The organism is Amycolatopsis sp. CA-126428 (genome assembly GCF_002904335.1).
In the GTDB taxonomy this organism is placed as follows: domain Bacteria; phylum Actinomycetota; class Actinomycetes; order Mycobacteriales; family Pseudonocardiaceae; genus Amycolatopsis.
In genome coordinates this window covers 362,478-383,841 of the sequence record NZ_PPHF01000030.1, presented here as the reverse complement: position 1 = coordinate 383,841, position 21,364 = coordinate 362,478, and the positions used below count along the sequence as shown (strand labels likewise).

The following is a 21,364-nucleotide window of genomic DNA, read 5'->3' as shown; positions in this document are numbered from 1 at the left end:
GGATCTGGCGCATGGTGCCCCCTCACGGATCGATCGAAGCCGGCCCGACCGTAGCCGACGGATCGGCGGCAGGCCAACGGATTAACGGCCGGTCGAGTATTCGGCGAAGATTTCGGCGAGGACGCGATGCGCTTCCCCGGCCTCCTCGCCGGTCCGGGCCGCGGACACGAGCGTCTTCCAGAGCGCCCAGCCGCGTCCGCGCGCCCACGTTTCGTCGTCGACGCACAGGCGTTCGCGGAACGCCCGCCGGCCGTCGGCGGTCAGCAGCGTCCAGGCGATGGCCGTGTCGCAGGACGGGTCGCCGACCCCGCAGGTCCCGAAGTCGATGACGGCGGTCAGGTTCCCGGCGGCGAGCAGGAGGTTCCCGGCGGCGACGTCACCGTGGAACCAGACGTCCCGGCCGTCCCAGGGCGCGGCCAGCGCGGTCGTCCAGATCTCGCGGGCCAGGCCGGTGTCGATCCGGCCGTGCAACGCCATGAGCGCGCGCTCGGCCTGCGGCTCGTAAGTCCGCAAGGTGGCGCCGCGGAACCAGTTGTGCTTGCCCGGCTGGGGCCCGTCGGTGGCCTCGACGTCCTGCAGGGCGGCCAGGAATCCGGCCAGGTCGGCGGCGAAGCGGACGGGGTCGGAAATCCGGCCGGGGGCAGCCGGTTCGCCGTCGAGCCACGGGTAAACGGACCACCGAAAGGGATAATCCGCGCCAGGCCGCCCGTTCGCCAGCGGGACCGGGATGGGCAGCGGCAACCGGGGAGCGAGCACCGGGAGCCACCGTTGTTCCTTGTCGACCGCCAAGGCGTATTCGGCCGCGCTGGGCAGCCGCGCCACCAGCTCGCCGCCGACGTGGAAGGTGCAGTTGTCCCACCCGCCGTGGGACACCGGCCGGACCGGAAGCTCCACCCACCGCGGGAATTGTTCGCCGATCAACCGGCGCACCAGCTCGGCGCCGACGATGTGGCGCTGCGGCACGGGACCGAGGTCAGGAACGTGGTTCGGCTTGATCACGAAGAACAATATGCCAGCGATATCCCGCGCTGCCTACGATCCGCTCGTGCACAGGCGCCCCGGGCTCAGCGCGCGGCTGAAACTCACCATCAGCTACGCCGGGTTCCTCATGCTCGCCGGCGGGGTGCTGCTCGCCGTCGTGCAGGTGTCGCTGCTGCGCTACGTGCCGGACAACGACCAGGGCCTGCTCGGGATCGCTCCGAACCGGTACCTCCTCACGCGCATTTTCGCGCGCTCCGCGGCCATCGCGCTCGGCTTCCTGCTGCTGTTCGGGCTCCTGGGCGGCTGGCTCCTCGCCGGCCGGATGCTCGCCCCGCTCACCCGGATCGCCGACGCCGCCCGGCTGGCCGCGCACGGGTCGCTGTCCCACCGCATCCGCCTGACCGGCCCCTCCGACGAGTTCCGCGAGCTCGCCGACGTCTTCGACACGATGCTCGCACGACTCGAATCCCAGGTCGGCGAGCAGCAGCGGTTCGCCGCGAACGCCTCCCACGAACTGCGCACCCCGCTGGCCGTCTCGCAGGCCATCCTCGACGTCGCCGGCCGGGACCCGACCTACGAACGGGGCGAGCTCATCGCCCGGCTCCGCACGGTGAACACGCGGGCGATCGACCTCACCGAGGCCCTCCTGCTGCTCAGCCGCAGCGACCGGCGGCACTTCACCCGCGAACCCGTCGACCTGTCCCTGGTCGCCGAAGAAGCCGCCGAAACGCTGCTGCCGCTGGCGGAACAGCGCCGGATCACGCTCGACGTCACCGGCAAGCCGGTCCACGCGACCGGTTCCGTCGCGCTGCTCCTGCGCATGGCGACGAACCTCGTCCAGAACGCGATCGTCCACAACGTCCCGGACGGCACGGTCACCGTCCACACCGAACAACGGCGCTACGCGAGCGTGCTGCTGGTCGAGAACACCGGCCGGCCGCTTCCGCCCGAGCTGGTCCCGACCCTGACCGAGCCCTTCCAGCGCGGCACCCGGCGGACACGCACCGACGAGCACGACGGCGTCGGCCTCGGGCTGGCGATCGTGCACAGCATCGTGCGGGCCCACGACGGGATGCTGGAGCTGGTACCCCGCCCGGCCGGCGGCCTCCTCGTCACGGTCCGGCTCCCCGTCCGCCGGTGACGAGCGCGGCCGCATTTTTGGGGGTTCCGGGTGGCGGAGCCCCCGGCCCGGGGCGAAGTCCCGGTTGGTACCGCCACAAAGTTTTCAGGATCGATTCAGTAAATTCTGCTAGCCTCGCCACGTCTCGCGGCTCACCGTGGCGCCGCTCCCGCTCGACGAAGTTCACGAGGAGTGCGATGACTGCCATCGTCGGTGTCAAGGGCCGCGAAGTGCTGGACAGCCGGGGCAACCCGACCGTCGAGGTCGACGTCGAACTGGCGGACGGTTCGCGTGGCCGGGCCGCGGTGCCCTCGGGTGCCTCCACCGGCACCCGCGAAGCGGTCGAACTGCGGGACGGGGACAGGACCCGGTTCCACGGCAAAGGGGTGCGCAAGGCCGTCGACGCGGTCAACACCGAGATCGCCGAGGCCATCGTGGGCCTGGACGCCGAGGCGCAGGCGACGGTCGACCACGCGCTGATCGAGCTGGACGGCACCGCGAACAAGGCCCGGCTCGGCGCGAACGCCACCCTGGGCGTGTCGCTCGCCGTGGTCAAGGCGGCCGCGGCCGCCCACGGTCTCCCGCTGTACCGGTACGCCGGCGGCGTGTTCGCGCACCTGCTGCCGATGCCGATGATGAACATCATCAACGGCGGCGCGCACGCGGACAACCCGATCGACTTCCAGGAGTTCATGATCGGCCCGGTCGGCGCGACGACGTTCGCCGAGGCGGTGCGGATGGGCTCCGAGGTGTTCCACACGCTGCGCAAGTCCCTCCACGACGCCGGGCACAGCACCAACGTCGGCGACGAAGGCGGGTTCGCGCCCGACCTCAGCTCGGCCGACGAGGCGCTGGAGTTCGTGCTGCGGGCCATCGAGCAGTCCGGCTACACCCCCGGCGAGGACATCGCCCTGCTGCTCGACCCGGCCGCGTCGGAGTTCTACACCGGCGAGGTCTACGACTACACCGGCGAAGGCCGCAAGCGCAGCGTCGAAGAGCACGTCGGCTACCTCGCCGAACTCACCGCCCGCTACCCGATCGTGTCCATTGAGGACGGTCTCGCCCAGGACGACTACGCCGGCTGGAAGCAGCTGACCGACACCATCGGCGAACGCGTCCAGCTCGTCGGCGACGACGTCTTCTGCACCAACGTGAACCTGCTGACCGACGGCATCGAACGCGGCATCGGGAACTCGATCCTGGTCAAGGTCAACCAGATCGGCACCCTCACCGAGACCCTGACCACCGTCGAAACGGCCCACAAGGCGGGCTACTCCGTGGTGATGTCCCACCGCTCCGGCGAAACCGAGGACACCACGATCGCCGACCTCGCGGTGGCCACCAACTGCGGCCAGATCAAGACCGGCTCGCTGTCCCGCGCCGACCGCACCGCCAAGTACAACCAGCTCATCCGCATCGAAGAAGAACTCGGCCCCGAAGCACGCTACGCGGGCGCGAGCACGATCAGCGGCCGCCGCTGAAACCACCGCGTCCCGGCCGGGTCGTGAGTGGTAAGTCGGGTTAGAACCCGACTTACCACTCACGACCGCGGGGCACGTGCCGGACCACCACGCCGACGATCCGCTCCCGCGGCACGAACCCGTAGTGCCGGGAATCCCAGCTGGTCGGCCGGTTGTCGCCCAGGACAACGGCGCAGCCGGGTGGGACCAGCTCGCCGCCGAGGCCGTGGACGTCCGGGGCGGCCCAGTCCGGCGGGATGCGGTCGCCCGCCACCGCCACCACGCGCTTGAGGAGCAGCTGGTCCGTCGATGCCCCGCTCGGCAGCTGCGGGAAGCGCAGCAGGGCCACCTGGCCGCGGCGCGGGCGGCGGGTCCGGCGCACCAGGACCCGGTCACCGGACGACAACGCCGGCTCCATGCTCGGACCGTCCACTGTGGTCATGATCAGCCGGCAGCGGACAGCGAAGAAACCGAAAGCCAGTAGCCCGAGGAAAACTTTCACGACACCGCCTGGTAGCCGTCCGCCTGCAGGCGGAACAGGCGTGCGTAACCACCGCCGGTGGCGAGCAGGCTCTCGTGCGTGCCCAGCTCGGTGACGCGGCCGTCCTCGAGGACGGCGATGCGGTCGGCGTCGCGGACCGCGCTCAGCCGGTGCGAGATGAGCAGGCTCGTCCGGCCCGCCCGGTGCTCCCGGATGCGCGCGTGCACCTCCTGTTCGGCCTCCGGGTCGAGGCCGGAGCTCGGTTCGTCGAGGATCATCAGGTCCCGGCCCTCCCGGACGAGCGAGCGGGCCAGCGCGAGCCGCTGCCACTGCCCGCCGGACAGCACCACACCGGCCGAGGTGCCGATCTCGAAGATGCGGGTGAGCGGCGTGTCGTACCCCTCGGGCAGCGCGGCGATGCGGTCGTGCGCGCCCGCCCGCGTCGCGGCGGCCACCAGCCGGGCCCGGTCGTCCAGCGCGGACAGCTCGCCGAGCCCGATGTTCTCCGCCGCGGTCATGTCGTAGTTCATGTGGTCCTGGAAGACGGCGCTGATCCGGTCGCGCAGCGAGGCGGGCGGCAGGTCGCGCAGGTCGGCGCCGTCCCAGAGGATCTGCCCGCGCGTCGGGTCGTACATGCGGCACAACAGCTTGACGAGCGTGCTCTTGCCCGCGCCGTTGAGACCGACGAGGGCGACCGCGGCGCCGTGCGGGATGGTGAGGTCGACCCCGCGCAGCACCCACGGGTGGTCGTCGCTGTACCGGAACCAGACGTCACGCAGCTCGATCCCCCGCCGCAGCGCGGGAACGGTGTCGCGGGACCCGCTCGGCAGATCGGGTTCCGCGCGGACCACGGCGACGTAGTGCGCGAACGACAGCAGCCGGGCCTGCCCGTTGGCGATCGACGACGCCAGCGTGCCCAGCGCGGCCTGCACCCCGGCGACGGCGGCCACGAACATCGAGACGTCACCCGCGCTGAGCGACCCGGCACGCGCCGACGTGATCGCCCACCAGAGCCCCGCCCCGGCGACGGCCGCGCTCAGCGCCGTCAGCCCGCCCATGGTCCACAGCTCCCGTTCGTCCATGCGGCGCTGGGCTTCGTTGGCGCTGCGGCGCTCCTCCATCAGCCGCGCGCGCAGGAACGCCCCGATGCCGAACAGCCGGATTTCGGACGCGGCCGGGATGCCGGTGAGCAGCTGGCTGTAGAAGAACTCGCGCCGGGTGAACCGCTCGATGCGCCACTCCACCGCGGCTCGGCGCCGGGCCAGCAGCAGCTCGGCGAGCAGGGCGGGGATCGCGGCGGCCAGCACGACGCCGGTCATCGCCGGGCTCAGCAGGAGCAGCGAGCCGAGGAACCCGGCCAGGGAAAGCGTTCCGCTGAGCGTGCCGCCGACGCCGTCGACGATTTCCGGCATCCGGCCGCAGCTTTCCTGGGCCAGCCGCAGCCGGTCCTGGTAGGCCGGGTTTTCGAAGGTGCGCAACCCGACCTGGCGGCCCAGCGCGGCGAACAGCCGGTCGGTGGCGACCGTGCTCGCCGCGCGGCCGATCTGCGCGCGGACGTAGTGGACGACCACCGGCAGCGCGGCGACGGCGAGCCCGGTCAGCACCAGCGCCACGGCGAGGCCGCCGACCGCGCCGGTGCGCTCGACGAGCCGGTCGAGGACGAGCTTGGTCAGCCAGGCGGCGGCGATCGGGGCGGTGGCCGCGGCCGCCGTCATGGCCACGAGTCCCAGCAGCCGGGCCGGACCGGACCGCCAGAGCAGCCGGGCGGCGGCCGCGCCCGCCGCCCGGACCTCGCCCGCGCCGATCCGGCGGCCCGGTTCGCCCACGGTCACCGGCCGGCGGGCACGGGCAGTTCGTGCACGCGGCCGGCGGTCGCGGTCACCCGCCCGTCCGCCACCACGTACAACGCGGGCGTCCAGGTGTTGCGGAACGCGGCGGCGACCGGGCCGCCGTCGAGTTCGGCCGTCACCACGTGGGCGACTTCGGCGAGCGCGCGCACGGTGTCCGGTTCGTCGCCGCCGAAGACGGCGAAGACGTTGTCGCGGCCCTGGGCGCGGGCGTAGGCGAGGAAGTCCGGCAGGGTCTCGTGGCACGCGGCGCAGTCGGCGGAGAAGAACGCCACCGTGCCGTCGAGCCCAGCGAGGGTGAGCGGCTCGCCAGCGGTCGTGGTGACGGCGAACTCGCCGATCGCCGAACCGGGGCGCAGCACGAAGGGCGGCTCGGAAATCCCGGCCGGCTGGGCCCGCATCCGGCGCAGGATCCCGACGGTCAGGAGCAGGTTCAGCAGGCACATCAGGCCCAGCAGCACCAGGGTGGCGACGACGTAAGGCATCAGGAACTCCTTGCGAACACGACGGCGATGTCGTCCATGGCGATGACGAGCACGGCCACCACCACGCCGGCGGCGAAGGCGATGGCGGCCCCCGCGACGGGCGGCTGGTGCTCCGGCGCGAGCGCACCGAGGACGGCGAAGCAGATCAGCAGGGTGTTGCGGGCCAGGTGGCGCGGGCCGATCGGGGTTTCGGTCGCGCCGAAGCAGCGGCAGGGGGCACGCCGCCCGCGTCGCAGGGAAGCGGCGATGGCGGCGGTGAAGGCCAGCAGCAACGCCGAGGCGAGGACGAAGCCGGCCGTCGGGGTGACCAGCACGAGGACCGCGGAAGTGAGTTCCGTGACCACGACGGCCACCGACACCGGCATGACCCACTTCGCGGGCATCGGCACCAGCGCGGGCACCGAGCGCGCGAACCCGCGGAAGTCCCGCAGCTTCGAGAACGCCGAAGCGGCGAACACCACGGCGATCAACGCCGCGCCGGCGGCCCGCAGGTACTCCATGGCACTCCATCCACACCGGGTGGTGTCCGCGGGGAAGGCGGCGGACACCACCCGGCACGCTCGGACCGGATCAGCAGCTGCTGCGGACCTTGGACCACTCGCAACCGGTCTGCGGGCAGCAGAACCGGTACCAGTAGCCGGGGTGGCCCGCGGCGTTGCAGAAGTACAGGCCACTGCAGGCGGAGGCCTTCGCAGTGGGCACCACCCGGTTCAGCACGCGGTCGATCAGGCGCCCCATGGTTTTTCCCTTCGACGGTGAGTGTGTCCGCGGTGTGGGACGCGCTACCGCGATCCCGCACCGGCTGCGAGCATCGCGGCCGGTGCGTCCGCGGGCAGCAATCCCGGACGAACCCGGACGCCGGCTCGGCCCGGCGGCCACGGAACAGCCCGCACCTGCGGGGATATCCGTCGATTCCGGCAGGCCCCGCCCGCGCCCGCCACCCATTCCGCGGCCCCGTCACCCGCCGGCCGCCACCGAGCACTCCACTCCCGCGGCGATCTCCGCCGATTCCGGCAGCCCCAGCTCCCGGTGGTGCTCCCGGGCCGCGAGCCAGTGCGGCCGGGCGCCCTCCGGATCCCCCAAGGCGGTCAGCGCCCGGGCCAGGCCCGTGTGCGCCCGGGCCGCCGCGTGCAGGCTCCCCAGCTCCACCGCGATGGCCAGCGCACACTCGTGCGTCGTCCGCGCGTGCTCCGTCCGGCCCAGTTCCATCGACGCGTCCGCGAGGCACAGCAGCGCTTCCACGTGGAGGTCGCGGTCGCCCGCCTGCTCGGCGATCGCCGTGGCGCGGCGGAAGTAGCCGCAGGCCTGCGCGGGATCGCCCGAACGCAGGTGCGTGTCGCCGATGTTGAGCAGGGTGCGTCCCGTGTCGCAGAGATCGCCGGTCTGCTGGTCGATGGCCAGCGCTTTCCGGTGGATCTCCAGCGCCTCGGCGTACCAGCCCAGCCGGCCGTAGACGAAACCGAGGTTGGTCAGCGCGGTCCGTTCCCCGGCCCGGTCGCGGAGCTCGCGGGCCAGCGTCAACGCCTCCCGCAGGAACCCCGCCGACCGCACGAAGTCGGCGTTCCAGGACGCGATCGCGCCGAGCGTGCCGAGCGCCCGGCACTCGCCGGAGCGGTCTCCGGCACCGCGGAGGCAGTCCAGCGCCTCCTCGGCGTACCGCGTCGCCACCTCGTAGCGGCCGACCTGGCTGTGCGTGGCCGCGAGGCTCACCAGCGCGTGCCCGCGGGCGGCCGGGCCGGCCGATTCCGCCCCACTCGCGTGCAGGACCAGCGCTTCGCTGATGTAGCCGCCGGTCTGCAGGTACCGGAACAGCAGCCGCGACAGCAGACCCGCGTGGCCGGACGGCACCCCGTGGACACCGGCGCCGACGAGGTTGGCGCGTTCGGCGTCCAGCCACGCGGTCGCCGGCTCGCGATCGGTCAGCGGCGGGATCGGCAGGCCGGGGTCGGGGACGCGCGGCCGGTAGGCCCGCATCCGCGGCGCGTACTGGTCCATCGCGGTGGCCGTGGCGAAGGCGTAGTAGTCGAGCAACCTCGTCAGCGCGGCCTTCCGGCCGGCGGGGGCGTCCTCGTCCTCGGCCCGCGCCATCCCGAACGCGCGGATGAGGTCGTGCAGCTCGAACCGGCCCCCTTCGCCGCGCCGCACCAGGTGCGCGGTGACGAGCCGGTTGACGATCCGGGTCGCCTCCGCCAGGCCGGTACCGGCGAGCGCGGCGATGCCGTAGGCGTCCAGGTCCGCACCCGGGTGCAGCGCGAGCAGCCGCAAGGCCCGCCGCTCCGGCTCGGCGAGCTGGTCGTAGGACAGGCTGATCGACGCGTCCACGGCGTTGTCGAGCCGCAGGTGCGCGCGCCGCTGCTCGAGCCGCTCGAGGTGGTCGGCCAGCAGCCACGGCCGGTGGGCCGGCGCGGTCATCCACAGCGCGGCGAGGCTCAGCGCGAGCGGCAGCCGGCCGAGTTCGGCGGTGATCCGCCGGGCCACGGCGGGCGCCTGGTCGACCCGCTCCGCGCCGACGGTGCGCCGCAGGTACGCGAGCGCGTCGTCCGGGCTCAGCACGTCCAAGGGCACCGGCGTGGCCCCGGCCGGCCCGGCGAACGCCAGGCGGCTGGTGACGAGCACCGGGCCGCCCCGCTCGCCGGGCAGCAGGGGGCGGATCTGCTCCTCGCTGCCCGCGTTGTCGAGGACGACCAGCAGGCGCCGCCCGGCCGATCGCTCCTGGTAGACCCGCGTCTTGCCGGCCAGGTCGGCGGGGATGGCGTGCCCGGGCACGCCGAGCAGCCGCAGGAAGGAGTCGAGCGCGGCGGCCGGATCGACCGGCGGCCGGCCGGGGTCGGGGTCGAACCCGCGCAGGTTCACGAACAGCGCTCCTGCGCAGCGGCCCGTGCGCAGGAGCTCGTGGCCGGCCTGGACGGCCAGCCCGGTCTTGCCGACCCCGGCCATGCCCGCGATCACCGCCACCCGCCCGCCCGCGCCGTCGCCGAGCACCGCACCCAGCCGCGCGAGTTCCGCCACGCGGCCGGTGAAGTGCGCGACCGCCTCCGGCAGGCCGAGCTGCGCCTGCACGAAGGTCGCCGCCTCCGCGCGGCCGCGGACCACCCGCAGCACGTGCTGCCAGTCGGCGACGTAACCCGGGTCCGGGTGCAGCACCTCGACGACGGCCAGCAGCAGATCGGTGTTGGGCCGCGCCCGGCCGGTCTTGAAGCAGTCGGCGACGGTCGTGCGGGCGGTCCGCTCGCCGGGCGGCCGCCCGGCGGCCGTCCAGAGCCGGTTGACGCGCTCGGCGATCTGCGCGTACGACGGGCCGCCCGCCCACGCCTTGAGCAGCCGCAGCTGCGCGATGAGCTCGGCCAGCGTGCGTGCCTGACCGGGGTCGGGGGGTTCGGTGAACGCCATCCCGCCATGGTGACCGCGTTCACCCGGCCGGCGTCCCGGTTTTCCGGAGATCGCCGCCGGGTCGGGATCAGCTGAACAGCGCCAGGTCGATCGAGTCGGCCAGTGCGCGGTAGCCCGCGTCACTGCCGTGCAGGTGGTCGCCGGAGTGGAAATCCTCCCGGATCCGGCTGGGGTGGTCCGGGTCGCGCCAGACGGCGTCGAAGTCCAGCACCGCGTCGAACTCGCCGCCGGTGCGGATCCACTCGTTCACCATCTGGCGTGCGGCCTCGCACCCCGGGGTGAAGGCGTCGGCGCCTTCGAAGGGCGCGATCGTGGTGGCGTAGACCCGCACCCCGCGTTCACGCGCCCGCGTCGCCAGCTGCCGGTAGCCGGCGATGACGTCGTCCGTCGTCACCGGTGCGCCGGGGAACACCTTCAGGAAGTCGGCCAGCGGACCGTCGTCGCGCGGGGCGAAGGAGATGGCGAGGTCGTTGCCACCCACGGACAACACGACGCCGCCGAGGCCCGGCGTCGCCAGCACGTCCCGGTCGAAGCGGGCCAGGACCGCGGCCCCGATGCCTTCGTTGAGCAGCCGGTTGCCGCTGATGCCCTGGTTGACGACGAAACCCGCGCCCCGCGCGGCCAGCAGCTCCGGCCAGCTGTGGTGGGTGTCCGGAGTGGACCCCGCGCCGTCGGTGCGCGAGTCGCCGACCACGACGACGGCCGAGGCCGGGGCGTCGGGGACCACGTCGACCGCGGAGATGAGCGCCCGCACCGGCAGGACCGTGGCGTCCGTCGGCAGCAACGAAGCCGCGACGGCGTCACCCGGGATCGTCCAGCCGGTGTCGAAGACGGGTTCGTGGCACGTACAGGTGTCCACGCGCTCGGGCAGGTAGAGGCTGACGGACAGCTCGGTCAACGCCGCCGCGGGCAGGTCCACCGGATCGCTCAGCATCGGTGCGCCCGTCGGAATGGTGACGGAGGTGGCACCGGAGAACGTCAGCACGCGCCCGTCCCGCACGCCGCCGCCGGGCACCGCGAGGCCCACTCGCGCCGCGCCGATGGTGACGGGCGCGGTCCCGAACTCGTTGGTGAAGCGGACGCGCACCCGGCGTCCGCCGCCGCTGAGGCGCACCACCTGGCGGAGCGTCACGTCGGCGAAGGGCGGGTGGTCGTCGAGCGAGCCCAGCCCGCCGTACGGCGATTGGGGCGAGGCGCCCCAGCTGCGGACCCAGCCGGTGTTCGTGTCGGTCATCTGTTGCCTCCCGTGGTCGTGCTGACCTCCGAAGGCTGCGGGGGGTCGCGCACACGGGACGCACACCGCGCTCACACGCACCGCCCTCGTTGAGGCCACGAGGCCGGGCGCGCGAAGATCGGGGCATGGACGGGCTTCGCATCACGCTGCTGGGCACGTTCCAGGTGTCCCGGGGCGAAACGGTCCTGCCCGTCCCGGGCGCGCGGTTGCAGGCGCTGCTCGTCCGGCTGGCGCTCGCCGGGGGCCGCGCGGTCGAGCCGGGCGTGCTGGTCGACGCGGTGTGGGGCGACGAACCGCCGTCCGGCACCGCCTCCGCCCTGCAGACCCTCGTTTCCCGGCTGCGCCGCGCCCTCGCCCCGGCCGACGGCCTGCTCGTGCAGATCGCGGGCGGCTACCGGCTGGCGGTGGCCGACGTGGACGCCCTGCGCTTCGAGCAGCTCACCGCGGCCGGCCGGGAGCGGCTGCGGGCCGGGGACGCCGAAGCCGCGAGCGCGGCCCTCGCCGAGGCGGTGGCCTTGTGGGGCGAGCCCGCGCTGATCGCCGCCGTCGCCCCGGCGGTCGCGACCCGGCTGGCCCGGCTGTCGATCGAGGCCGTCGCCGACCTCGCCGAAGCCGAGTTGTCGCTGGGACGCGCCGAGCCGGCCGCCGCCCGGCTGACCGCGCTGCTGGCCGAGCACCCGGCGCACGAACGGGCGGCGGCCCTGCTGATGGACGCCCTGGCCGCGCAGGGACGTCAGGCCGAAGCGCTGACCGTCTACGAGCGGGTCCGCCGGACGCTGGCCGACGCCCTCGGCGCCGACCCGGGCACCGCCCTGCGGGAACGCCACCTCCGGCTGCTGCACCCCGCTCCGGCGCCGGCTGCTGCCCCGGACCGGGTCCGGCCCGTTCCCCTGCCCGCGCCGCTGACCAGCTTCATCGGCCGCGACGACGACCTCGCGCGCGTCTCCGCTCTGCTCGCGACCGGACGCCTGGTCACCGTCCTCGGCCCCGGTGGCGCCGGCAAGACCCGGCTCGCGCTGGAGGCGGCCCGCCGGCACGGCCACGACGTCCGGCTGATCGACCTCGCCTCCGTCACCGAACCGGCGAAGGTCGCGCCGGCCGTGCTCGCCGGGATCGGCCTGCGCGGCAGCGCGGTGTTCGACGCCCGCAAGCGCGCCGGGACCGACGAGCTGGCCGTGCTCGTCAGCGAACTCGGCGGCCGGGAAAGCCTGCTGCTGATCGACAACTGCGAGCACCTCATCGACGCCGTGGCCCACCTGGTCGCGACGCTGCTGCCCCGCTGCCCCGCCCTGCGGGTGCTCGCCACCAGCCGCGAACCGCTCGCCGTGGACGGCGAAGCACTGGTACCGCTGGGGCCGCTCGCCCTGCCCGGCCCGGACGACGACGTCCGTGCGGTGGCCTCGGTGCGGTTGTTCACCGAGCGGGCCGCCGCCGTGCGCCCCGGTTTCGCCGTCGACGAAACCACGCTGCCCGACATCGTGCGCGTGGTCCGCGGCCTGGACGGCCTGCCGCTGGCCCTCGAGCTGGCCGCCGCCCGGTTGCGGACGCTGTCGCTGCCCGACCTGGCCGACGGGCTCGCCGACCGGTTCCGGCTGCTCACCACCGGCAGCCGCACCGCGCCGCCGCGGCACCGCACCCTGCGTGCGGTCATCGCGTGGAGCTGGGAGCTGCTCGACGAGCGCGAACGCACGGTCGCGGAGCGGATCGCCGTCCTGCCCGGCGGCGTCACGCCCGCCTCGGCCGCCGCCGTCTGCGCGGGCACCGGCGTGCCCGCCGGCGAGGTCCCCGACCTGCTCGCCGCCCTCGTCGACCGGTCGCTGCTGCAGCTCGCGCCCGGCACCGGCCGCTACCGCATGCTCGAAACCATCCGCGAGTACGGCATCGAACGCCTCGACGGCGACCTCGGCCCGGCTCGCGACCTGGCCGCCGCCCACTTCACCGAGCTGATCGCCCGCCACGACGCCGAGCTGCGCGGGCCCGGCCAGCTGGCGGCCATGGCGGTCATCGGCGCCGAGTACGACAACGCGGTCGCCGCCCTGCGTCACCTGTGCGCCACCCACGACTCCGCCGGCGCGATCGCGCTGGCCCTCGCGCTGACCTGGTACTGGCAGATGTTCGGCCGCGACTCCGACGCCGGCTACTGGCTGGGCGAGGCCTTGGCGGTGCCTGGCGGCGAGCCGACGCCCGAGCGGGACTGCGCCCGGGCCGCCCACCTGCTCAGCCGCGCGGACATCCTGTCCGGGATCACCGCCGGGGAAGCCGCGGAAGACCGGGCGGAGATGCGCGAGCTGGCCGGACGGCTGCTGGCGCACCCGCGGCTGCCCGGCCACTACCGCGTGTTCGGCCCGATGCTGCTCTTCCTGCTGGGCGACGAGTCCGCACTCGCGATCTTCCGGCAGCTGGCCGACGGCGACGACGGGTGGCTGTCGGCGCTGGCCCACATGTTCCAGGCCGAGATCGCCGAAAACTCGGGCGAGCTCGACCGGGTCGGCGTCCACGTGGCGGCGGCGCTGGCCGGCTTCCGGCGGGCCGGCGACCGGTGGGGCCAGGCGGCGACGCTGCCGATGCGGGCCCAGCTGCGGCGCTACGACGAGCTCGACGGCGCGCTGGCCGACCTGCGCGAGGCCCAGGCGCTGGCGGCCGAGTTCGGCACGCTCAGCCTCGGCGACCAGCTCTACAACGACCTGCGCTGGATCGACCTGCACATCCGGCGCGGCGAACCCGGCCGGGCGCTGGCGGTGATCGGCTCGGTCCGGGAGCGGCTGCTGCGCGCGTCGGCGACGGAAATACCCGTCCTGATCGACGGCTGGGAGGCCGGCCTGCGCGTGCGCCTGGGCGACCTGACCGGGGCGGGTGCCCTGCTCGACGACGCCGAACACCGGCTGCTCGTCGACACGGGGTTCCCCTCCGACCACGCCCGGGCGCTGATCGCCGGGGCGCGGTCCGCGCTCTGCCTGGCCCTGGGCGACCCGGCCGGCGCGGACCGGGCCGGGCGAGCGGCGTACGCGGCGGCGCTGGCGGCCCGGGACCTGCCGATCCTGTCGCTGGTGACGGTGCACACGGCCGCGCTCGCCGAAGCACGCGGGCGGCCGCGGGACTCGGCCGAGCTGCTCGGCGTCGCCGCCCGGCTGCGTGGCGCGCACGACCGCACCGATCCGCAGGTCCGCGAGCTCAGCCACCAGGGCCGGGCCGCACTGGGCGAGGACGACTTCGCCGCGCTGTACACGGCGGGCTGGGAGCTGGCGGCGCCGGCCGCCGTCGCCGCCGCCGACCCGGCCCGGCTCGCGTTGTGAGCGCTGTGAGCGCTGTGAGCGCGATGTGCGCGCCGTGTGCGTGACGGCCGTCAGTCTCGGGGCACGTCCAAGACCTCGAGAAAGTGGTTTGTCATGCACGACGTGGTGATCGTGGGAGCCGGCCCGGTCGGGCTGTTCCTGGCCTGCGAGCTCGGCCTCGCGGGCTGTTCGGTGCTGGTGCTCGAACGGGAGCCGGAGCCGCGCTCCCCGTGGCGGAGCTTCCCGCTCGGCATGCGGGGCCTGTCCGGCGGCTCGGTCGAGGCGTTCTACCGCCGCGGGATGCTGGCGCCGCTGCTGGCGGCGTCTGGTGTGGACGAACAGCCGGTCACGGACGAGCCGGCCCCGCCGCGGTCGGCCGGCCACTTCGCCGGAACGCCCGTCGACCCGGCCGACGTCGACCTCACCCGCCTGCCGTACCGGCTGCCCAGCCCGGCGCTGGACGGCATCATGACCAGTCTCGAGGCGGTGGAGACGGTCCTGGCCGAGCGGGCCGGAAAGCTCGGCGTCGAGATCCGCCGCGGCGTCCCGGTCACGACGATCACCCAGGACGCCTCGGTGGCCGTCGCCCGGTCCGGGGAGCAGGAGTACCCGGGCCGCTGGCTCGTCGGCTGCGACGGCGGCCGCAGCACGGTCCGGCGGCTGGCCGGCTTCGAGTTCGCCGGCACCGAGCCGCAGCTGACCGGCTACCTCGCGCTGGTCACGCTCGCCGAGCCCGGTCTCCTCGCTCCGGGCTTCACCGTGACCCCGCAGGGCATGTACCTGACGATGTCCGAGCCGGGCCACCTGGGCGTCATGGACTTCGACGGCGGCGCGTACGACCGGTCCCGGCCGCCGGCCCGCGAGCACCTCCAGTCGGTGCTGCGCCGCGTGTCCGGAACCGACGTGACGATCGGTGAAGTCCACTTCGCCTCCACGTTCACCGACCGCGCGAAGCAGGCGACCACGTACCGCCGCGACCGCATCCTGCTGGCCGGGGACGCGGCGCACATCCACTCGCCCTTGGGCGGCCAGGGCCTCAACCTCGGCCTCGGCGACGCGATGAACCTGGGCTGGAAGCTCGCGGCCACGGTGGCCGGGCGCGCCCCTTCCGGCCTGCTCGACACGTACCCGGCCGAACGCCACCCGGTCGGCGCGCGGGTGCTCCACTGGTCACGGGCCCAGGTGGCGACCATGCGCCCGGACCCGCATTCCCGCGCGATCCGGTCCGTGGTCCGCGACCTGCTGGCCACCCGCGACGGCACGACGTACGTCTTCGAGCGCACCAGCGGTACTTCGCTGCACTACGACCTGGGCGGCCACGGCCTGGCCGGCCACAACGCCCCGGACTTCGTGCTGGCCAACGGAACCCGCGTCGGCGACCTGCTGCAGGACGGCCTCGGCGTCACGCTCGACTTCGGCGTGGACGCGCCCCTGCGGGAGGTGGCGCTGCGGTACCCCGACCGGATCCGGTACGTGGCCGGCCCGGCGCGGGACGACCTGGGCTTCGGCGCGGTGCTGATCCGGCCGGACGGCATCGTCGCGTGGGCCGGCGACCGCGTCCCGGACTCCGGCTCGTTCGAACGGGCCGTGCGCCGCTGGTTCTGAACCTGGCCTTGTCGGCGCGAGGCCGGGGGAGAACGGGAACGGCCGCAACCGGAATGGCACCCGGTTGCGGCCGCAGGGTCTGCGAAGCCCTTAGTTGTAGCCCATTTCGTTCGGCGACACGCCGTTGTAGCCCATTTCGTCGGGCGACACGCCGTTGTACCCCATTTCGCTGGGGTGGCCGGCGGGCACCGCCGTCGGCGCCGCGCCCTGCGCGGTGACGGCGGAAGCAGGGGAAGTACTCAGGACAGCGGCCGCGAACAGGGTCAACGCGACCGTCACGACCGCGCGGCGAACCCGCATCATTCCTCCGGTGGTCAATCGGGCGAAACTGAGTTTCGGGCCCGGCGGACGTTCCCAGAGCCGGCACAACCAGCGGACAACGGACGGTTAATGACCCGCCAACGTCAGGCGGCCAAAGCGCACGCGAGAGGATTTGCGAACAATTCCGGAACCACGCATTTCCGAAACCGGAACAGCAGATTGCCGGACGACGGGGCAGCCACGTCGCGTACACCTCTTGTTCAGCAAGTGTTTTTCTTCTATTATCGTCCGTGTGCAACCGCTCACGGACGGTGCTGACCTCCTGATCGGCCGGGACGGTGAGCTGTCCCGGCTCGCGGGGTGGGTGCACGACGTGGCCGCCGGCCGCGGCCGCGCGGTCCTGGTGGACGGCGAGCCGGGCATCGGCAAGTCCGCCCTCGTCCAGGCCGCCTGCGCGGTCGCCACCCGGGCCGGGTGCCAGGTCTTCCGCGGCGCCGGCGACGAACTGGGGCAGGCGCTGCCACTGATCCCCCTGCTGGACGCCCTGCGCATCACCGGTTCCGCACCGGATCCCCGGCGCGGGGCCATCGCCGGGCTCCTGCAGGGCGACACCGCCCGGGGCAAGGGGGCGGACCTCGCCGCGGCGGCCGCCGAGCAGCTGCTGGCCCTGGTGGACGAGCTGTGCCAGACCGGCCCGGTCGTGCTGGTGGTCGACGAACTGCAATGGGCCGACCGCGCGACCGTGGCGGTGTGGGGCAGGCTCGCCCGCTCGGTCCGGCAGCTGCCGCTGCTCCTGGTCGGCGTGCTGCGCCCGGTTCCGCGCCGCGACGACGTCCGCGCGTTGCGGCGGATCGTCGGGCCCGCCGAACGGCTGCGGGTCGGCAGGCTCACCGAACCGGCGGCGCTCGAACTGGTGGCGGAGCTGGCCGGCGGCAAACCGGGCGACGAGCTGGCGCGGCTGGCCGACGGCGCCGCCGGGAACCCGTTGTACCTCACCGAACTGCTCGGGGCACTGACCCGGAGTTCCTGCCTGGCCGTCGACGAAGCCGGCATCGCGGAGCTGACGGGCGGGCCCACCCCGGATTCGCTGCCGGAGGCGATCGCCGACCGGCTCGGCTTCCTGCCGGAGCCGACGCGGACGGTGCTGCGGACGGCCGCGCTGCTCGGCGTCGGCTTTTCGGTCGCGGACCTGACGATCGTGGCCGAGGCGGAGCTGACCGCGCTCCTGGCCGCGCTGGACGAAGCACGGGCGGCCGGGGTGCTGGTGGCGGCCGGCGACGACCTGGCGTTCCGGCACCCCCTGATCCGCCAGGCCCTCTACGACGAACTGCCCGCCGGCGTCCGGGTCGTCTGGCACCGGGCCGCCGCGCGGGCGCTGGCCGACGCCGGTGCCCCGGTCGAGCGGGTCGCCCGCCAGCTGCTGCCCACGGTGTCGGCCGCGGACGCCGGTGAACCGGTGCCCCGCTGGGTCGTCGACTGGCTGCTCGGGGCCGCCACCCCGCTGATCGGCCAGGCGCCCGAGGTGGCGGTCAAGCTCCTTCGCCGCGCGATCCGGGGCGGCGACGCCACCACCGGAGCGCTGAGCTGCCGGCTGGCCGAGGCGCTCTACCGGGTGGGCGACTTCGCCGAAGCCGAACGGGTCGCCGTCCGGGCCCTGCCGCGGGCGCTCGACCCGGAGCTGCGCGTCGACCTGCACACGACGGTGACGCAGTGCCGGGCGATGACCGGCCGGTCCGCCGAATCCCTCGCCGCGCTGAACCAGGCCGCGGCCGCACCGGACCTGCCCGCCCGGCACCGGGCGCGGCTGCTCGTGCTCACCGCCCGGACGCACCGCGACCTCGGCGAAGTCGACACCGCCGCCCGGGTCGCCACCGCGGCGCTGGCCGAAGCGAGCGACGACCACTGGGCGACCGGTTGGGCCCTGCACGTGCTGAGCCTGGTGGCGATGATGCGCGGCGAATGGACCGAAGCGCTGCCGCTGTTCGAGCGCGCGATGGCGACCGCTTCGGGCGACCCCGCGCTCACCGACCTCGGCCTGCTGCTGCGGATCAACCAGGCCGTCACCTTCGGCGCGCTCGACCGCTACCCCGACGCGCTCGCCGCCGCCGAGCGGGCGCGCGAGCGGGCGGACCGCGCCGGCAGCGTGGTGCGGCTGACCCAGGCGCAGAGCGCGCTCGGGCAGCTGCTGCTGGGCAGCGGGCGGTGGGACGACGCCGTGGCGGAGGTGGACGTCGTCCCGGACGACCTCAAGGATCCGAGTGTGGCCTGCTGCGACCACGGCGTGGCCGCGATCATCCACTTCCACCGCGGCGAAACGGCCGAAGCGCGCCGGCACCTGGACGCGGCGGCGCCGTGCGCGGAACGCATCGGCGGCCGGGTGGTCGAATCGCTGACGCTGGCGCGCAGCCTCGCGTGGGAGCAGGCGGGCGAACCGGACCGGGCACTCGCCGCCCTGACCGCCGCGCTGACGGCCGAAGACGAAGGCGAGGGCCTCCTCGGCGACGCCGTCCGGCTGGCCGTGGAAACCGGCGACACCGCCACCACGGCCGAAATCGTGGCGCGGATCGGCGCGATCACGGCCGGGGCGGGCGTCCCGCACCGCCGGGCGCTGGGCCGCTACGGCCGGGGAATGGCCGACCGCGACCCGGCCGAGCTGCTGCGCGCGGCCGACGGTTACCGCGACGCGGGCCGCCCCCTCCCCCGCGCCAAGGCATTGGAGGCCGCGGCCATCGCCTTCGCCGAAGCCGGCGACCGCGGCTCGGCCCGGGCGGCGTTCACCCGCACCCTGGACCTGTACGGCAGCCTGGGCGCGCATTGGGACGTGGCCCGGCTGCGCGCCCGCTTCCGCGCGTTCGGCATCCGGCGCGGCCCGACGGTGAAGCACCGCCAGGCCACGCACGGCTGGGAAAGCCTCACGCCGACGGAGACCAAGATCGCCGGCTTGGTGCTGGAGGGGTTGTCGAACCCCCAGATCGCGACGCGGCTGTTCCTGTCCCCGCGGACGGTCGCCACGCACGTCTCGCACATCCTGGCCAAACTCGGAGTGCATTCCCGCATCGACATCGCCCGTGAGGCGACCCGCAATTCGGCGTCGGGCTAGCGGGTCCCGGAGTTGCGGACCCGGCTCCACATCGGCACGACGAACCACCACAGCGAGAACCAGCCCAGCGCCCCGGCGGTGAACCACGCGGCGAGCGCGGGCCCGAGGGTGACGCTGAGGATGAGCAGCAGGGCCGAGCCGATGGACAGCATCAGCAAGGTCAGCCCGCACAAGGCGAACCGGCTGGAGGCTTCCACGAGCTGCCGCTTGAGCCGCCGCTGGTAGACGAGCCGGTGGAAGGCGGCGGGCGCGATCAGCAGCGCGGTGGCGGCGGCCCCGAGCACGAGCGCGGCCACGTAGACCCGCCGTTCGAACTCGGTGAGCGTCGCGAAGCGCGGCGTGAAGGCGACGGTGAGCAGGAAGGCGAGCAGCAGCTGCACGCCGGTCTGCGCGACCCGCACTTCTTGGAGTATTTCGGCGTAGTTGCGATCCAGCCGCTGCGTCGGCGTCTCGTGGCGCACGGAGAAGTTCCACTGGTCGTGGGCATCCGGGAGCTCGTCCAGCAGCGGCCGGGTCGGTTCGATCTCGTTCACCGTCATACCGGAACGGTCCCGCGAACACCGGAGCGAGACATCGGTAGATCAAAGGATCCGGGAAGCGGCTCCAGCCGCCCCGAAGGTAGGTTCGGCGGCGTGCATGATGCCATCTCGGCGCAGTGGGAACGGCTGCGCAGCCAGCAGGACGTCGTCGTCCTGGAGGGCTTCCACGCCATCAAACACGCCCTCCGGTTCGGTGGCGCCGTCGATGCCATCGTGACCACCAGTACGGCCGCGCTCAGGAAGCTGGCACAAGAGCTCGCACCGGACATCGAGGACGCGATCACCGCACCCGCGCAGACCGTGAGCGCGTCGGAGATCGCGCAGCTTCTCGGGCGCGTTCATCAAACCGAAGTGGCCGCTCTCGCCCGCAGGCCCGCCTGGCCGGAAGCGGCTCAACCCGCGAACCGGCCCAGCCCGGCGGTGCTCCTGGAAAACCCCCGGAATCTCGGCAACATCGGGGCGGTGATCCGTGTCGCCGCCGGGCTCGGACTGTCCGCGGTGTATTCGACCGGCACGGTCGACCCTTGGCACCCGACGGTGCTCCGCGGAAGCGCCGGCCTGCACTATGCGCTGCCCGTCCGCCGGCTGGCCGGCATCCACGAGGCCAAGGGGCCGATCTATTCCCTCGACCCCGCGGGAATAGATCTTCGTGAAGCGGTCATTCCGCAGGACGCCTTGCTGGCCTTCGGATCCGAACGCAGCGGCATTTCCCCCGAACTCCGCCGCCACTCCGACGTATTGCTCTCGATTCCCATGCGTGCGGAGGTTTCGAGCTACAACCTGACGACTTCCGTCGCCATGGCGGCGTATCACTGGGTACTCGGCTCCCGCCATCAGCGCTGACCAGGACCGCGCAAGATCGCCGACTTCCTCGGGACGCCCTTTGCTGCGCCCCGCCCCAGTCCGCTGACTAGCGTGTTTGGTGCGCGCAGTTGAGGCGCTTACACACCCACCAAAAGCGACACGGCGATTACTGGAAGTAGCATCACGCTGGTCAGACGCGGTTCCGGCCGAACTTCCTCCCCTGCCGACGTATCGCACTCAACGCCAGTTGAAGCCCGAAGAGGTGGAGCAGGTCGTGGCGGCGTTCAAGGCTGGCGCCTCCATGCAGAAGCTCGCCGACCGCTTCGGCGTCGACCGCACAACCATCCTCCGACGACTTCAGGGGCTCGGGCTGCGCACGCGGTTCTCCAAGCTGGAGCCAGACGATGTGCAGGTCGCCGCCGAGCTCTACCGCAGCGGGTGGACGATTGACGAACTGGCCCGGCTGCATCATGTGGCAGCCAGTACAGTGCGGGCGTACATGCTGGATGCTGGGGTGGCGCTGCGACGGCGCGGGCGGCAGGGGTTCAAGTAGCTTCGTAGGCTTTGTCCACACGTACTGCGTGAGCTCTTCATCTGCGAGTCCACTGCCGAGCCAAATACATGTATCTACGAGCAAATTCAAGACGGAGCTAGCTGTTAAGCTTTATCCTGTTGCCGCTTGTGTTTTTTGCGGCTCAGTCATGCAGATACTATCTCGACGAATCAACCGGATCGCCGTCGCCATGAGCCAGATCCGGCACCCTATGGCGACGCCGCCAAACATG

Annotated in this window: 17 protein-coding genes; 7 read left to right on the top strand and 10 right to left on the bottom strand. The window is 73.4% G+C overall.

The genetic code is table 11. The features are described 5' to 3' along the window. Positions 1–81 precede the first annotated feature (81 nt). Complete coding sequence (locus C2L58_RS08530; RefSeq protein ID WP_103337123.1) at positions 82–999, bottom strand: aminoglycoside phosphotransferase family protein; 918 nt, start codon at positions 997–999, stop codon at positions 82–84. A 46-nt stretch (positions 1,000–1,045) separates the two neighbouring features. Here C2L58_RS08530 and C2L58_RS08525 point away from each other — a divergent pair, with 46 nt between their 5' ends. Together C2L58_RS08525 and eno are read left to right on the top strand one after the other, a co-directional pair. Beyond that, positions 1,046–2,122, top strand: coding sequence for a sensor histidine kinase (locus C2L58_RS08525; RefSeq protein WP_199191162.1), 1,077 nt, complete (start codon positions 1,046–1,048; stop codon positions 2,120–2,122). 176 nt (positions 2,123–2,298) lie between these two features. After that, positions 2,299–3,582, top strand: a complete 1,284-nt coding sequence (gene eno / locus C2L58_RS08520; RefSeq protein ID WP_103336974.1) for a phosphopyruvate hydratase — start codon at positions 2,299–2,301, stop codon at positions 3,580–3,582. Positions 3,583–3,634: 52 nt separating this feature from the next. Here the strand turns inward: eno and C2L58_RS08515 are convergent, their stop codons facing one another. The 7 genes from C2L58_RS08515 to C2L58_RS08490 form a co-directional block, all read right to left on the bottom strand. Further along, entirely contained in the window at positions 3,635–4,063 is a 429-nt protein-coding gene (locus tag C2L58_RS08515) for a S26 family signal peptidase (protein ID WP_103336973.1), read from the bottom strand. Then, on the bottom strand, positions 4,060–5,874 hold the full coding sequence (locus C2L58_RS08510; protein WP_103336972.1) for an ABC transporter ATP-binding protein: 1,815 nt from the start codon (positions 5,872–5,874) through the stop codon (positions 4,060–4,062). The genes C2L58_RS08515 and C2L58_RS08510 overlap by 4 nt, the downstream gene beginning before the upstream one ends. Beyond that, the gene (locus C2L58_RS08505) at positions 5,871–6,374 is read right to left on the bottom strand and encodes a TlpA family protein (RefSeq protein WP_103336971.1); all 504 of its coding nucleotides are present in this window, start codon (positions 6,372–6,374) and stop codon (positions 5,871–5,873) included. Before C2L58_RS08505 ends, C2L58_RS08510 begins: the two co-directional genes overlap by 4 nt. After that, positions 6,374–6,874: a MauE/DoxX family redox-associated membrane protein gene (locus tag C2L58_RS08500; RefSeq protein ID WP_103336970.1), complete on the bottom strand. Its 501-nt coding sequence runs from the start codon at positions 6,872–6,874 to the stop codon at positions 6,374–6,376. Before C2L58_RS08500 ends, C2L58_RS08505 begins: the two co-directional genes overlap by 1 nt. 70 nt (positions 6,875–6,944) lie before the next feature. Next, complete coding sequence (locus tag C2L58_RS49765; protein WP_199191161.1) at positions 6,945–7,112, bottom strand: hypothetical protein; 168 nt, start codon at positions 7,110–7,112, stop codon at positions 6,945–6,947. 219 nt (positions 7,113–7,331) lie between these two features. Continuing rightward, a complete protein-coding gene (locus tag C2L58_RS08495; RefSeq protein ID WP_103336969.1) occupies positions 7,332–9,764 on the bottom strand; it encodes a tetratricopeptide repeat protein in 2,433 nt (810 codons plus the stop codon). 67 nt (positions 9,765–9,831) lie between these two features. Further along, a complete protein-coding gene (locus C2L58_RS08490) occupies positions 9,832–10,998 on the bottom strand; it encodes an SGNH/GDSL hydrolase family protein (RefSeq protein WP_103336968.1) in 1,167 nt (388 codons plus the stop codon). A gap of 125 nt (positions 10,999–11,123) precedes the next feature. Between C2L58_RS08490 and C2L58_RS08485 the strand changes: the two genes are divergently transcribed. Together C2L58_RS08485 and C2L58_RS08480 are read left to right on the top strand one after the other, a co-directional pair. Continuing rightward, positions 11,124–14,291 (top strand): BTAD domain-containing putative transcriptional regulator, encoded by a 3,168-nt coding sequence (locus C2L58_RS08485; protein WP_103336967.1) that lies wholly within the window; start codon positions 11,124–11,126, stop codon positions 14,289–14,291. A gap of 93 nt (positions 14,292–14,384) precedes the next feature. Further along, on the top strand, positions 14,385–15,875 hold the full coding sequence (locus tag C2L58_RS08480) for an FAD-dependent monooxygenase (protein ID WP_103336966.1): 1,491 nt from the start codon (positions 14,385–14,387) through the stop codon (positions 15,873–15,875). 90 nt (positions 15,876–15,965) lie between these two features. Here C2L58_RS08480 and C2L58_RS08475 read toward each other — a convergent pair whose 3' ends face one another. After that, positions 15,966–16,193 carry a hypothetical protein gene (locus tag C2L58_RS08475; RefSeq protein WP_233225619.1) on the bottom strand — a complete coding sequence of 76 codons (228 nt, stop codon included), beginning with the start codon at positions 16,191–16,193 and terminating at the stop codon, positions 15,966–15,968. 235 nt (positions 16,194–16,428) lie between these two features. Here C2L58_RS08475 and C2L58_RS08470 point away from each other — a divergent pair, with 235 nt between their 5' ends. Continuing rightward, entirely contained in the window at positions 16,429–19,236 is a 2,808-nt protein-coding gene (locus C2L58_RS08470) for an ATP-binding protein (RefSeq protein ID WP_103336964.1), read from the top strand. Here C2L58_RS08470 and C2L58_RS08465 read toward each other — a convergent pair. Beyond that, entirely contained in the window at positions 19,233–19,775 is a 543-nt protein-coding gene (locus C2L58_RS08465; RefSeq protein ID WP_103336963.1) for a DUF6328 family protein, read from the bottom strand. The genes C2L58_RS08470 and C2L58_RS08465 overlap by 4 nt on opposite strands. 93 nt (positions 19,776–19,868) lie before the next feature. Here C2L58_RS08465 and C2L58_RS08460 point away from each other — a divergent pair, with 93 nt between their 5' ends. Continuing rightward, positions 19,869–20,618: a TrmH family RNA methyltransferase gene (locus C2L58_RS08460; protein WP_103336962.1), complete on the top strand. Its 750-nt coding sequence runs from the start codon at positions 19,869–19,871 to the stop codon at positions 20,616–20,618. 208 nt (positions 20,619–20,826) lie between these two features. Then, a complete protein-coding gene (locus tag C2L58_RS08455) occupies positions 20,827–21,132 on the top strand; it encodes a hypothetical protein (RefSeq protein ID WP_146073556.1) in 306 nt (101 codons plus the stop codon). Positions 21,133–21,364: the final 232 nt, after the last annotated feature.

Coding starts and splice junctions, on each gene's coding strand:
- eno (WP_103336974.1), top strand. CDS start 2,299: ATGACTGCCATCGTCGGTGTCAAGGGCCGCGAAGTGCTGGACAGCCGG.
- C2L58_RS08505 (WP_103336971.1), bottom strand. CDS start 6,374: ATGCCTTACGTCGTCGCCACCCTGGTGCTGCTGGGCCTGATGTGCCTG.
- C2L58_RS08500 (WP_103336970.1), bottom strand. CDS start 6,874: ATGGAGTACCTGCGGGCCGCCGGCGCGGCGTTGATCGCCGTGGTGTTC.
- C2L58_RS49765 (WP_199191161.1), bottom strand. CDS start 7,112: ATGGGGCGCCTGATCGACCGCGTGCTGAACCGGGTGGTGCCCACTGCG.
- C2L58_RS08495 (WP_103336969.1), bottom strand. CDS start 9,764: ATGGCGTTCACCGAACCCCCCGACCCCGGTCAGGCACGCACGCTGGCC.
- C2L58_RS08490 (WP_103336968.1), bottom strand. CDS start 10,998: ATGACCGACACGAACACCGGCTGGGTCCGCAGCTGGGGCGCCTCGCCC.
- C2L58_RS08485 (WP_103336967.1), top strand. CDS start 11,124: ATGGACGGGCTTCGCATCACGCTGCTGGGCACGTTCCAGGTGTCCCGG.
- C2L58_RS08480 (WP_103336966.1), top strand. CDS start 14,385: ATGCACGACGTGGTGATCGTGGGAGCCGGCCCGGTCGGGCTGTTCCTG.
- C2L58_RS08465 (WP_103336963.1), bottom strand. CDS start 19,775: ATGACGGTGAACGAGATCGAACCGACCCGGCCGCTGCTGGACGAGCTC.